The following is a 12,943-nucleotide window of genomic DNA, read 5'->3' as shown; positions in this document are numbered from 1 at the left end:
GATGATCATTAGAATGGTTCTAAGCATATGACATGACACCCTTTCCGCTTCATTTACAATGTATGATGCCCCAACATTCTTCTCATCAAACATCGAAATATGCAATCAAGCGAGGTCGACAGTTATCATGACCACTGACATTGGCGGCAGCTCTACCGTTAATTCGCCGGACTTTACAGTCATTTGCTGAAAGTCTTTTGGCTGAACAGAATGAGGATCATCGAATGTATTATGCGCATTCATGCGATCTGCCGTCAGCACACGTCCAGTGACTTTCGTTTGTTCATCAATCCCTTCAATGGCAAGGGATATCTCTGTTTGTTTATGCGGATTCAGATGACAGCAGCTAATATGCATCTTACCTGATGAACGCGAGGCTGACACACTGACCTGAGGAATTTTTTCACCTCTTCGTTCATACGGCGGTGAAACGAACTCCACTTCAAGCGCTTCTTCCTCTTGATGCACTTGAAACATGTGAAATACATGATACGTAGGCGTCAGAAGCATCTTTTCGTCCTTTGTTAATACCATCGCTTGCAGCACATTGACTGTCTGAGCTATATTTGCCATGTGAATCCGCTCGCAATGGCGATGAAAAATATGAAAATGGAGGGCGGACACAAGGGCATCTCTTAATGTGTTTTGCTGGTACAAAAACCCAGGATTTGTACCAGGCTCTGGATCATACCATGTCCCCCATTCATCAATGATCATCCCGATTCGCTTGTCTGGGTCATAACGATCCATGATTTCTCCATGGTCTTTGACAAGCCGTTCCATTTCATAGGCTTTTTTCAGCGTGATAAACCATTCATCCTCATCGAATTCAGTCGCTGATCCTTTCTTTTCCCATGTACCAGGTACGGTGTAATAATGTAAACTGAGCCCATCCATCCACGGTGCGGCCCGCTCCATCAATACTTTCGTCCAATTCACGTCATTTGAGTTTGCGCCGCAGGCGATTTTGTAAATACGCTGCCCTGCAAACTCTCTTACGTACGTTTGATAGCGTTTATATAAATCTGCATAGTATTCTGGCGTCATATTCCCGCCGCAGCCCCAGCTTTCATTGCCTACACCAACATAGGTCAGCTTCCAAGGTTCTTGTTTTCCGTTTTTAATGCGCCAGTCTGACATAGGTGTCCCTTTTGGAAATGTCATGTATTCGACCCAATCGGCTAATTCTTGAACAGAACCGCTCCCCACATTGCCGCAAATGTATGGCTCACATTCAAGCAGCTCACACAATGCCATAAATTCATGCGTTCCAAATGCATTGGATTCAACCGTACCACCCCAATGGGTATTGACCATCGGCTTTCGTTCACTCAGATCACCTACACCATTTGCCCAGTGATACTCGTCTGCGAAGCAGCCCCCCGGCCACCTCAGCACCGGAATATGTAATGCTTGAAGGGCCTTCAGCACATCGGTACGAATCCCTTCAATATGATCAATCTCTGAGTCTTTCCCTACCCAAATCCCGTCATAAATCCCTCTCCCTAAATGCTCCTGAAAGTGCCCATAAATGTGTTTAGAAATGCGTCCGATCACGTCATTGACTTTTACTGTCCCCTTCACTTGTCAACCGCTCCTTTTCTGCTTGATCACATACAAAAAAACCCAGAATACCTAGGCATTCTGAGTGTATGAGCGTTACGAGTGGATATTCATCTTTTTTAACTCTTCATTCAAAAGCGGTACCACTTCAAACAAGTCACCGACGATTCCGTAATCGGCGATTTTGAAAATTTCAGCTTCTGGGTCTTTGTTAATTGCTACAATGACTTTACTGTTAGACATTCCCGCTAAATGCTGAATCGCTCCTGATATCCCGCATGCAATATAAAGATCAGGTGTGACGACTTTTCCCGTTTGACCAATTTGCAAGGCATAATCGCAATAGTCAGCGTCACAGGCGCCGCGGGAGGCTCCGACTGCTGCCCCCAGCGTCTCAGCGAGTTCATTCAGCGGTTCAAAGCCTTCCTTGCTCTTAACCCCGCGCCCTCCAGCAACAATGACCTTTGCTTCAGATAAATCTACACCTTCTGACGTTTTTTTAATGACTTCCTTCACGATCGTCCGAAGGTTCTGAATATCGACAGGAACCGGTGTGACTTCTCCGCCTCGTGACGCATCCCGTTCAAGTGGTGCCACGTTGTTTGGCCGGATGGTTGCTAGAAGCAGACGGTCTGTCGAAATGACTTTTTCAAAGGCTTTCCCAGAGTAAATCGGTCTAGTGAAAACAAGATGTTCTCCGGTAACGCTTACATCGATCGCATCTGAAATCAAGCCAGTCTGCAGACGTGCGGCTATTTTCGGCGACAAGTCTTTTCCGATCGACGTATGGCCAAAGAGCACAGCATCCGGATCAACCTGATCTAATATGGCTTGAAGCGCCTGCGCAAAACCATCTGACGTATAATATGAAAGGTGCGGATGCTCCACAATCATCACGTGATCCGCTCCATAGTAAAGCAGTTCATCTGCTTGGTCTTTGACGTCATCCCCTATTAACACGCCAATGACCTCACCGCCATCTGCCACTTTGTGAGCGGCAGCAATGGCTTCAAATGTCACATTTCTTAACTTACCGTCACGACTTTCTCCAAGTACAACAACTTTTTTACTCATCTTCAAGCTCCCCCTTTTTCTCGTGATATCGTAAAGTGGATGTTTAGATGACTTTTGCTTCATTTCTGAGTAGATCTGTCAGTTCTTTGACTTGATCCTGAAGCTCGCCGCTCAGCACCTTGCCACCCTCTTTTTTCTCCGGTAAGAAACGTTCAATTGTTTTGATTTTATATGGTACATCATCTTCATCTAGATCTAAATCATCAAGTTCCAATTCTTCTAAAGGCTTTTTCTTTGCCTTCATAATGCCTGGTAATGATGGATAGCGGGGCTCATTGAGTCCTTGCTGCGCTGTGACGACAAGCGGGAGTTCGGCAGAAATGACTTCCACATCACCCTCTGCATCTCGTTCAATCGACGCAGAGCTACCGTCAATTTGAATACTTGTTATTGTTGTTACATATGAAAAGCCAAGTAATTCAGCAAGACGCGGGGCTACCTGTCCAGAGCCGCCGTCAATTGCTACATTCCCTGCTAAGATTAAGGAAGCCTCTTTGTCTTTTAAATAGTGATAAAGAATGGTAGAAGCTGAATATTGGTCCCACTCTTCTAGGTCATCTTCGACGTTTAATAAGACGGCCCTGTCACAGCCCATAGCAAGTGCTGTTCTCAGCTGTTTCTCCGCATCCTCACCGCCAACTGTCACAACGGTCACTTCTCCCCCGTGCTCATCGCGAAGCTGAATGGCTTCTTCAATGGCATACTCGTCATAAGGATTAATAATGAACTCTGCTCCATCTTCTTGAATTGCACCAGACTGAATAGAAATTTTCTCTTCCGTGTCAAACGTACGCTTCATCAAAACAAATATATTCATTTATTTCTCCCCCTTGTGTCGTACTTATCCCTTATTCCCCTTTAAAGTTCGGTTTGCGTTTTTCGATAAAGGCCTGGATGCCTTCTTTGGCGTCATTTGATTGGAAAACCTCACCAAATTTTTTGGCTTCCAGCTTCATTCCTCCGTCATATGAATACAATTTTGTTGCGTTCAATAAATCAAGCACATATTCAAGTGATTTTGGGCTTTTCGCTGCAAATTTCCCTGCAAGTGTTTTAGCCGCTGCGAGCGCTTCTTCCTCTGTTTCTGCCAGCTTTGTAACAAGGCCGCACGTAAATGCTTCTTCACCTGTAATCGGTTCAGCTGTTCCCATCATTTCAAGCGCTTTAGCAGAACCAACGTAGCGCGGTAGGCGCTGCGTGCCGCCGAATCCTGGAATAATGCCAAGGTTTAGTTCTGGCAGTCCAAGCTTCGCATCTTTTGTTGCGATTCGGATATCACAAGACATGGCAAGCTCAAGGCCTCCACCTAATGCTGCTCCGTGAATCGAGGCAATGACTGGTTTTGGACATTGTTCAATCCGCTCAAAGACTTGCTGTCCTCTATCAGCGAGGCTTGCATAATCAGACTCTTCCTGTAAAGTCGTAAATTCTTTAATATCAGCACCTGCTGAGAAGAATCTGCCTTCTCCGTGGATCACAATCGCTCTTACTTCTTCATTCTGTTCGAGCTCATCGAACATGTCATTAAGCTCTGTGAGCAGCTGAGAGGATAAGGCATTTGCAGGTGGGTTCTGAATCGTGATGAGCGCTGTCTGTCCTTCATGATGTAAGCTGAGTATTTTTTCCATGTCAATCATCCTTTTTCACATTGTCTTTAGGATTGATGTATTCCGTTTAACAGTAGATCATGTACATTTTCTGCGAGTGCAGGCAGATCATACTTTTGATCATTCATGACCCATGTTGTTGCGGTTTCATCAATCGTCCCAAATACCATTTGTCTCGCTAAGCGGACATCTAAATTTTGTCTAAATTCTCCTGTTTTCTTTCCTTCTGTTAAAATCGACTCGAGCATATTTAAATACCCTTTTAGCACCTCATTGATTTTTTGCCGCAGCTCAAGGTTTGACTGCCTGAGTTCAAGCTGTGTCACAAGAGCCAAATGATGATTTTGCGCCAGCATGCGAAAATGCTCCTCAATCAACAGTAGAAGCTTTTCTTTTGCAGACGGCTTCTTTTGAATATCTGTCTCCATCCGTTCGATGAATTGTCCCATTTTTTCTTTGAACAATGAGATGAGAATATCCTCTTTGTTTTTGAAGTAGAGATAAATGGTTCCGTCTGCCACCCCTGCTTGTTTTGCAATCTTTGAAACTTGTGATTGATGATAGCCATTCTCTGCAATCACTACAACTGCTGCATCAATAATTTGCATGTACTTCGGTCTTTTCTGCTTCAATGTGCTTCGTCCCTTTCTAAATTGAATGAGCATTCATTCATAACTTAATGTTAAAAAGAAACGGGTGATTTGTCAAGAGCTCTTCTTCTTTCTTTTCAACCTTTATCATACCAGAGCAGACAGTCATCATTCAAATCATCCGGCCGCTTGACCGGATGATGAAGGTCGTTAGTTCTTCGATTGATCGACAGGTGTCTCAGATGATACGGCGTGCTTTCTTTTTTCTTCTTCAATTAATACTCGGCGCAAAATTTTTCCGACGGCCGTTTTAGGCAGTGATTCTTTAAATTCATACACGCGCGGTACTTTAAATGAAGCAATTCTCGTTCTCACAAAGCGATCGAGTTCATCCTCTGTTATATAAGCATCCTTTTTCGGCACAACAAACGCTTTTACTGTTTCTCCTCTATAAGGATCTGGTATGCCTGCGACAACGACTTCTTGTACAAGCTCATGCTCGTAAAGGGCTTCTTCGACCTCTCTTGGGTAAATATTATAACCGCTCGCAATAATGACATCTTTTTTCCGGTCAACGATATAGAAAAAACCGTCCTCATCCATATACCCAATATCTCCGGTGAAAAACCATCCATCTCTTAATACAGCTGCTGTCTCCTCTGGCTGATTCCAGTAGCCTTTCATGATCTGCGGCCCTTTGACGATAATTTCTCCGTGCTCATATGGTTCTTTGAGGCCACCGGTTTCCTCGCAATAAATGCCTGCATCTGTCCCAGGCCATGGACAGCCAATGCTGCCTGTTTTGTTCGCCCCCCATAAAAAGTTAGAATGAGTCACTGGTGAGGTTTCTGAAAGACCATACCCCTCCACTAAACGTCCTCCTGTTAATTTTTCAAAGCTCTGTTTGACTTCAACAGGAAGAGCCGCCGAGCCGCTTAAACATGCAGTGATGGACGACAGGTCATATTTTTCAATGTTCGGATGATGCAGCAAGGCAATATACATGGTTGGTGCACCTGGAAAGAGTGTCGGTTTCTGTTTTTCAATCGTTTTAAGGGTATCAGCTACGTCAAAGCGTGGAAGTAGAATCATTTGATGCCCTTCTTTGACAGCAAGATTTAATACGGTCGTCATTCCGTATACATGAAAAAACGGAATGATGCCAAGGATTCGTTCTTTTCCTCTTGTCGTTTTATACATCCAAGAAGCGCACATTTCAGTATTCGCAAAAATATTTGTATGCGTGAGCATGACCCCTTTTGGTAAACCGGTCGTTCCGCCTGTATATTGCAAAACAGCGACATCCTCTTTCGGTTCAAAGGCAATCGCCGGGATCTGTTCCCCTGATGAATCTCTCATAATTTGTGAGAAGTGATGAATGGTGTCACTTTTCTCTACTTGGATGACCATTTTATTTTTTCTTTTTTGGACGATAGGAAATAGAATGTTTTTCGGAAATGGTAAATAATCCTGTAGTTTGGTGATGATCAAGTGCTCCATACTTGTCAGCGCTTTCATTTTATAGGCCTTTGGATACAATAAATCCAATGTAATCAACACTTTTGAGCCGCTGTCCTCCATTTGATATGCCAATTCTTTCTCCGTATAAAGCGGGTTCGTTTGAACAACGATGCCGCCTGCAATTAATACAGCATAATAAGAAATGATCGATTGAGGACAGTTTGGCAGCATGATCGCTACTCTGTCACCTTTTTTCACGCCAATTTTCATCAGATGACCAGCTAGTTTCAATGCGTCTTCCTTGAGCTGTTCATAGGTGATGTTTTTTCCTAGAAAATGAATGGCTGTATGCTCAGGTGCAGCCTCTGCGGAGCTGAATAAGTAAGATTGTAACGTCTCATTTGGGATGGTGAGTTCGTGGGGAATTTGATTCGGGTAATGCAGAAGCCAACGTTTATCTGACTGCATAAAAACCCTCCTTCCTGAACTTTCGTACCATTTTATTATAGCAAACTTTTCCTTAAGGCAGTTTGCTTTTTTCAAATAGAGCTTGGTTCCAAGACATCTTTACTTCTTTACCGGTGTTTCGATTGATGCTCTTTTTCCTTCATGATGCCACTGTTCATATAATCCACCAATTGCACGAAATGACTCATTTACTCTCTCCACGATCTGTTGATGGATACTCGGATCATTCGGTAAATGCGTCTGAATGTTGTCGACTTGATACTGCCTCATCATGTCTATGTAGACCGTGAGAAAGATCGTGTCTTCTAAAATCCAGTAAATGACTTCATCCGCCGCTTTTGTTCTTTTATGCAGCATTTGAATTCCTCGTTCATATTGAATGAGAATATAGCCACTCGAATCGATTTGAACATAAGGGCTCAAATCATCAAAAAATCCATTCGTTTGAAATGGACGTGCTATATACGGTTCATATATGTCTCTTGGCAGGGAAGTCATTTGGAGACAAGTATCAATGCGCTTTATGAGTTCGTCTTTTTGCAGAATTTGCTTCATGTGATTCGCCGCCTTTGATGAGATAAAAGCTGCCAAGGGACCCCTGACAGCTTTCTAACTTTGTCTTCTTCATTTCACAGGAACATGTAAACGGCACCAATGACCGCAAAAGTGCAGGCAACTACGATTAATACTTTTGCTAGCTTTTCCATGTCGTCTCCTTAAATGCCGGCTGCTACTACATAAGACAGCCCAACTGAAATAATGAGTGAAATAAACCCGACCGCTCTATTATCATTCTCAATCTCTTTGTCTACTTTAAATCGTGGTGTTAAAAATTCAAAAATGAAATAGCTGACAAGCAGCATCACAAAGCCGTATACGCCCCATCCAATCATTTGCAGAAGGGAATTGTGCTGTGCAATAGAATGCTGAAACACATTCGCAATCCCAAAGATCTTTCCGCCTGTTGCCATGGCAACAGCTAAGTTCCCCCGCTGGATCTCTTCCCAGTTTTTATAGGAGGTAACGAGTTCAAAAATGGTTAGAAATAAGACAAGACATAGGACGGCCACGCTGTAATAGGCGGCAATTTCCACAAGTTCATTTTCCCAAAAGGCTTTCATGCGTTTTCTCCTTTTTACTTTAATTCGACGATGGTGACGCCTGATCCTCCCTCGCCTTGTTCCCCAAAACGAGCATTTTTCACACTTCGGTGCTGTTTCAATAATTCCTGAACCCCTTTTCTAAGGGCGCCAGTTCCTTTTCCATGAATGATCGACACACGCGGATAACCAGCTAAGACAGCATCATCTAAATATTTCTCGACTCTGCTTAAGGCATTTTCATAACGCTCTCCCCTTAAGTCGAGCTCAAGTGATACATGATAGTCTTTTCCTTTGACTGCTGTAATGGCTTTCTCCTGCTTAAATTCAGGTGCTGATTTGATAAATTCCATGTCTTTTTCTTTTACTTTCATTTTTAGAATGCCCATTTGGACACTCCATTCTTTGTCACCTGTTTGTTCAAGCAGCGTTCCTTTTTGCCCGAAGGTGAGCACTTTCACTTCGTCGCCTGATTTTAGCTGTCTTGCTGCTTTTTTCACCGGCTCTGGCTTTTTCTTCCGGTCAAACTCAGGGACTGCTTCTTCAAGACGTTTTCTCGCATCGATGAGTTCATGCTCTTTGAATGAGCGATGCTCATTTTTTATCGACCGAAGCTCTTGAATGATGCCTTCTGCTTCTTTTGAGGCTTGTTCAACTTTTTCTGCCGCTTTTTGTTCAGCTTCTTCAAGCAGTTTATCCTTTTGCTCATTCCATTCAAGAATTTGTCTCTGTAATTCTTTATGAAGTTTTTCTGCTTCTTTTCTATAGACTTCTGTCTCATGCAGCTCTTCTTCTGCTTGTTTCTTGCTGTCTTCTAATGAAGCAATCATTTGGTCTACTTCATTATGTTCAGCATGCATATCCGCTTTTGCCCGGTCAATGAGGTGATCCGGTAAACCAAGACGTTTAGAAATTTCAAATGCATTACTTCGTCCGGGCACACCGATGAGCAAGCGGTACGTTGGTGATAAGGTTTCAATGTCAAACTCCACGCTCGCATTTGTGACACCTTCTCGGTTATATCCGTATGCCTTCAGCTCAGGATAATGAGTCGTTGCGATGACGCGTGCATTTGTTTGATGCACCTCATCTAAGATACTCATAGCTAGTGCCGCACCTTCAGCAGGGTCTGTTCCTGCCCCTAATTCATCAAATAACACGAGTGAGTTAGATGTCAAATTCTTTAAGATATCTACAATATTGACCATATGAGATGAGAACGTACTCAAGCTTTGCTCAATGGACTGCTCGTCTCCAATATCAGCAAAGACTTGATCAAAAACAGCCACTTCCGAGCCTTCTTCAACTGGGATATGAAGCCCCGCCTGCGTCATCAGGGTAAGAAGACCAAGCGTTTTTAAGGTAACTGTCTTACCTCCTGTATTTGGTCCAGTAATGACGATGGTTGAAAAATCTTTGCCGAGTTCAATGTCATTTGCCACAACCTGATCCCTAGGCAATAGTGGATGTCTTGCCCGCTTTAAATAAATCTCCCCTTGATCGTTCACAGCAGGCTTTGTGGCTTTTTCTGCCTTTGCATATTTGGCTTTAGCAAAAATAAAATCTAACGTCTGGAGCTCCTTTACATTGTGAAGCAGTTCCTCAATATGTTCTGACACGCTCGCTGTCAGCATTTGAAGGATCTTTTCGACCTCTTGTTTTTCTTTTAAACGGGTTTGCTGCAAGGTGTTATTTAAATCCACGACCACTTGCGGCTCGATAAAAAGAGTTGCCCCAGATGATGACTGATCGTGAACAATTCCGCCGTAATTCGAGCGGTACTCCTGCTTTACTGGAATCACGAACCGATCATTACGAATGGTGACAATCGTGTCTGACAGCATTTTTGAAGCAGATTGTGAGCGAATCATGGATTCTAATTTATCTCGAACTTTTGATTCTAAAGAACGTAATTGCGTACGTATTGTTCGTAGCGCCGGAGTTGCATGATCAAGCACTTCTCCATTATCACCGATACAGCTTTCGATTTCTTTTCTGACTTCAGGCAGTAATATCAGCGTCTCTGCATATGTATGAAGGCGCGGTATGTCTACACCATCTTCATACAGGGACGTGAGAAAGTGCTTCATATTTTTCGCAGTGTATAACAGCGCTGCAATTTCCATGAGTTCAGACGGGCTTAATGTACTGCCGATTTCTGCCCGTTTGACCCCGCGTCTAATATCCGTCAGCCCGCCAAATGGCGCCGATCCCTTTAAACGGATAACATCCTGGGCTTCTGATACCTCTTCCAGCAAATGCTGAATGGTTTCTATATCCGTCAGCGGCGTTAAATCCTGCGCTCTTTCTTTTCCTAATGAGGATGCGGTATAGGACATGACTTTTTCTTTTACTTTATGAAATTCTAATGATGCTAACACTTTTTGTTGCAGCATGGTCCAGCCTCCTAACGACTACCTGTCACGCGTTAAAAACTTTTTGATCTCGTTTAGAGAAAAAGTATTCACGACATTTGCTTTTGGTGTCCAGCCTTTTCTTGCAGCTGTTACACCAACTTCCATATGATCCAGCATGGTGATATTGTGCGCATCTGTATTGATCATGATGTTCACACCTGCTTCGTTTGCTTTCATTAAATGCTCTGTTTTCAAATCAAGTCTTGACGGGTTGCTGTTCAGCTCTAGTGCAGTTCCCGTTTTCTTCGCAAGCTCTATAAGCTGATCTATATTTAAGGCATAGCCGTCCCGCCTGCCGATCAAACGGCCTGTTGGGTGTGCAATTAAATCCACATGATGATTCCGCAGAGCATTTTCAAGGCGCTCCATTATGACTTCCTCTTGCTGAGAAAAGCTCGAATGGATAGACGCAATCACAAAATCCATGTCTGCTAAAAAGTCATCATCATAATCTAATGATCCATCCGGGAGAATATCCATTTCGACCCCTTTGAAAATGTGAAAATGCTCGAATTCTTGATTCAGCTTGTCAATTTCTTTTGCTTGCAGACGTAAACGTTCTTTTGTTAAACCGTTTGCTACTTTTAAATATTGCGAGTGGTCTGTAATCGCCATGTATTCATAGCCTTTTGCGATACATGCCTCTGCCATTTCGCGAATAGAAAATGCGCCGTCACTCCAAGTCGAGTGCATATGAAGGTCGCCTTTAATATCTTTTAACTCTACAAATTGCATACTTTCTTTATACGTATCAATTTCCGCTCCGGTTTCACGAATTTCTGGCGGAATGAGCGGAAGTTGAAAATGCGCATAAAAAGCAGCCTCGTCTTCAAACGTTTTTACTTCTCCAGTTTCAATTGTTTCCACACCATATTCACTAATACGCTCTCCGCGTTCCTTTGCCAGTTGACGCATGCGAATATTGTGATCTTTTGAGCCAGTAAAATGGTGCAGCGTTGTTGCAAATTGGTCTGTTGTCACAAGCCGGAAGTCTACACTGATCTCAAAATCAAGGGCAAGAATGACAGATACCTTCGTATCACCGCTTGCGATGACGTCTTTGACATCATCAAGTGCAACGAGCTGCTCTCTGACTTGTTCAGGATTGTCAGTCGCGATGATATAATCTAAATCTTTGACAGTTTCCCGTGCACGTCTTAAACTGCCAGCTCTTGAAAAACGAAGAATACCCTTCATCTGTTCAAGCGCATGATCAATCCGCTCTGCCACATCTAATGCAAAGCCAATTGGCAGTCGTTCTGGCTGTTTTCCAGCCTCCTCAAGAGCAGCGAGAATCTTTTCTTCTGTTTTTTTACCGAAGCCTGCAAGCGCTTGTACTTTTTCCGCTTCGCATGCTTCCTTTAACGACTGTGCATCATGGACACCAAGCTCTTGGTAAAGCTTAGCAATCTTCTTCCCGCCAAGCCCTTGCAATTTTAAGAGCGGGACAAGTCCTTCAGGCACTTCTTTTTTTAATTGTTCGAGTGTTTCTGATTGTCCTTTTTCGATATACTCTGTGATCACAGCAAAGGTTCCTTTTCCAATGCCGGGTAATGCTAATAGATCATCTATTTGAGAAAGGCTGCGGTCGTCTTGTTCCAGTGCCGCTGCTGCTTTACGAAAGGCAGAAATTTTAAAAGGATTATCTCCTTTTAGTTCCATATATACTGCAATTGTTTCAAGAAGTTTGATAATATCTTTTTTATTCATCTCTCATCCTCCAGCCGCTTTGGCATCTTCCTATATAAATATACAAACTTTCCCTTCATCCTACAACTTTCTGTCATGGAATGAGAAAAAACTTCTCCAGGAAAGGAGAAGTTTTTAAACTCCATACGTCGACCATAGGTCTTTGACAAGACCGGACAGGTAAGGGGTGTTGTTTACGATCACATCTGCTAACATTGATTTGCTCATCATTGTTTGCAGCGCATCTAATGGAAGTAATGCAGCGACAAACAATAGAATAAACACAAATAAATAAGTTTCAAGAAATCCTAAAACACCGCCAAGCAATTTGTTCACCTGTTTAATCACAGGTATACTTGCAATGGTTGTGAGCAATCCGCCAATGATGGCGAGCAGGATTTTGGTCAAGATAAACAGAATGATAAACGCAATGGTATTATAATAAGCTGTTTCTAGATTCCCACTAAAGAAAGCGAGCTGCGGTTGACCGCCGCTAAAATTAGGTGCCGGAATCCACGTAAGCTGTGGTGCCAGTGACTGATAAAACATGGAAGCCACTAAGATAGAAACAACAAAGCTGATCAATTTAATAAATTGAAGAATAAACCCGCGTTTTAGACCGACAAGCGTTCCCATAAGAAGCAAAAACAAAATGATGATATCGATCACGGTAATTTCATTCCTTTTCTTTTAGCTGAATCTCTAATTTTTCGTATTGCTCTTTTAATTTCAAGTAGTCGTGGACGACATTGACTGCTGTCAGTACAGCTAATTTGTTTATATCAAGGTATGGATTTTTTTCATTTATTTCTCTCATTTTATCATCAACAATTGACGCAACATGTCGCATATGCATCTTCGTTTCTTGTCCGATGATCGTATAGGACTGTCCGTAAATCTCAACTGTTGTTTTCGTTTTACCGCCGTCAGACAACGTTTCTCCTCCATTCCACGAGAATCCTAGTCTCTATCAT

General features: G+C 42.9%; 12 protein-coding genes. All 12 read right to left on the bottom strand.

Going from position 1 to position 12,943, the window contains the following annotated elements; all coding sequences use genetic code 11:
* Positions 1-105 precede the first annotated feature (105 nt).
* The 12 genes from JVX94_RS01195 to zapA all read right to left on the bottom strand — a co-directional run bounded on the left by JVX94_RS01195 (position 106) and on the right by zapA (position 12,903).
* Positions 106-1,584 (bottom strand): alpha-N-arabinofuranosidase, encoded by a 1,479-nt coding sequence (locus JVX94_RS01195; protein WP_144484901.1) that lies wholly within the window; start codon positions 1,582-1,584, stop codon positions 106-108.
* Between the two features lie 75 nt (positions 1,585-1,659).
* On the bottom strand, positions 1,660-2,637 hold the full coding sequence (locus JVX94_RS01190; protein ID WP_095409238.1) for an electron transfer flavoprotein subunit alpha/FixB family protein: 978 nt from the start codon (positions 2,635-2,637) through the stop codon (positions 1,660-1,662).
* 43 nt (positions 2,638-2,680) lie between these two features.
* Positions 2,681-3,454 (bottom strand): electron transfer flavoprotein subunit beta/FixA family protein, encoded by a 774-nt coding sequence (locus JVX94_RS01185; protein WP_048239049.1) that lies wholly within the window; start codon positions 3,452-3,454, stop codon positions 2,681-2,683.
* A gap of 31 nt (positions 3,455-3,485) precedes the next feature.
* Complete coding sequence (locus tag JVX94_RS01180) at positions 3,486-4,265, bottom strand: enoyl-CoA hydratase (RefSeq protein WP_095409239.1); 780 nt, start codon at positions 4,263-4,265, stop codon at positions 3,486-3,488.
* Between the two features lie 26 nt (positions 4,266-4,291).
* Complete coding sequence (locus JVX94_RS01175) at positions 4,292-4,876, bottom strand: fatty acid metabolism transcriptional regulator FadR (protein WP_024423221.1); 585 nt, start codon at positions 4,874-4,876, stop codon at positions 4,292-4,294.
* A 168-nt stretch (positions 4,877-5,044) separates the two neighbouring features.
* Positions 5,045-6,763: an AMP-binding protein gene (locus JVX94_RS01170; RefSeq protein WP_205184314.1), complete on the bottom strand. Its 1,719-nt coding sequence runs from the start codon at positions 6,761-6,763 to the stop codon at positions 5,045-5,047.
* A 99-nt stretch (positions 6,764-6,862) separates the two neighbouring features.
* On the bottom strand, positions 6,863-7,318 hold the full coding sequence (locus JVX94_RS01165; protein ID WP_205184311.1) for an immunity 63 family protein: 456 nt from the start codon (positions 7,316-7,318) through the stop codon (positions 6,863-6,865).
* Positions 7,319-7,479: 161 nt separating this feature from the next.
* Positions 7,480-7,884, bottom strand: coding sequence for a DUF350 domain-containing protein (locus tag JVX94_RS01160; RefSeq protein ID WP_008345990.1), 405 nt, complete (start codon positions 7,882-7,884; stop codon positions 7,480-7,482).
* Between the two features lie 14 nt (positions 7,885-7,898).
* Positions 7,899-10,256: an endonuclease MutS2 gene (locus tag JVX94_RS01155; RefSeq protein WP_205185488.1), complete on the bottom strand. Its 2,358-nt coding sequence runs from the start codon at positions 10,254-10,256 to the stop codon at positions 7,899-7,901.
* A 21-nt stretch (positions 10,257-10,277) separates the two neighbouring features.
* The gene (gene polX / locus JVX94_RS01150; protein ID WP_205184308.1) at positions 10,278-11,990 is read right to left on the bottom strand and encodes a DNA polymerase/3'-5' exonuclease PolX; all 1,713 of its coding nucleotides are present in this window, start codon (positions 11,988-11,990) and stop codon (positions 10,278-10,280) included.
* A 114-nt stretch (positions 11,991-12,104) separates the two neighbouring features.
* A complete protein-coding gene (locus tag JVX94_RS01145) occupies positions 12,105-12,638 on the bottom strand; it encodes a CvpA family protein (protein WP_205184306.1) in 534 nt (177 codons plus the stop codon).
* A gap of 7 nt (positions 12,639-12,645) precedes the next feature.
* Positions 12,646-12,903 carry a cell division protein ZapA gene (gene zapA / locus JVX94_RS01140; protein ID WP_012010831.1) on the bottom strand — a complete coding sequence of 86 codons (258 nt, stop codon included), beginning with the start codon at positions 12,901-12,903 and terminating at the stop codon, positions 12,646-12,648.
* Positions 12,904-12,943: the final 40 nt, after the last annotated feature.

The organism is Bacillus sp. PDNC022 (genome assembly GCF_016919285.1).
GTDB lineage: Bacteria > Bacillota > Bacilli > Bacillales > Bacillaceae > Bacillus > Bacillus safensis.
The sequence above is the reverse complement of the archived record's forward strand: the minus strand, read 5'-3'. Positions and strand labels throughout refer to the sequence as shown.

Bases quoted from the DNA above. Each gene is read 5' to 3' on its own strand.
- JVX94_RS01190 (WP_095409238.1), bottom strand. From the start codon at position 2,637: ATGAGTAAAAAAGTTGTTGTACTTGGAGAAAGTCGTGACGGTAAGTTA.
- JVX94_RS01185 (WP_048239049.1), bottom strand. From the start codon at position 3,454: ATGAATATATTTGTTTTGATGAAGCGTACGTTTGACACGGAAGAGAAA.
- JVX94_RS01180 (WP_095409239.1), bottom strand. From the start codon at position 4,265: ATGGAAAAAATACTCAGCTTACATCATGAAGGACAGACAGCGCTCATC.
- JVX94_RS01170 (WP_205184314.1), bottom strand. From the start codon at position 6,763: ATGCAGTCAGATAAACGTTGGCTTCTGCATTACCCGAATCAAATTCCC.
- JVX94_RS01165 (WP_205184311.1), bottom strand. From the start codon at position 7,318: ATGAAGCAAATTCTGCAAAAAGACGAACTCATAAAGCGCATTGATACT.
- JVX94_RS01160 (WP_008345990.1), bottom strand. From the start codon at position 7,884: ATGAAAGCCTTTTGGGAAAATGAACTTGTGGAAATTGCCGCCTATTAC.
- polX (WP_205184308.1), bottom strand. From the start codon at position 11,990: ATGAATAAAAAAGATATTATCAAACTTCTTGAAACAATTGCAGTATAT.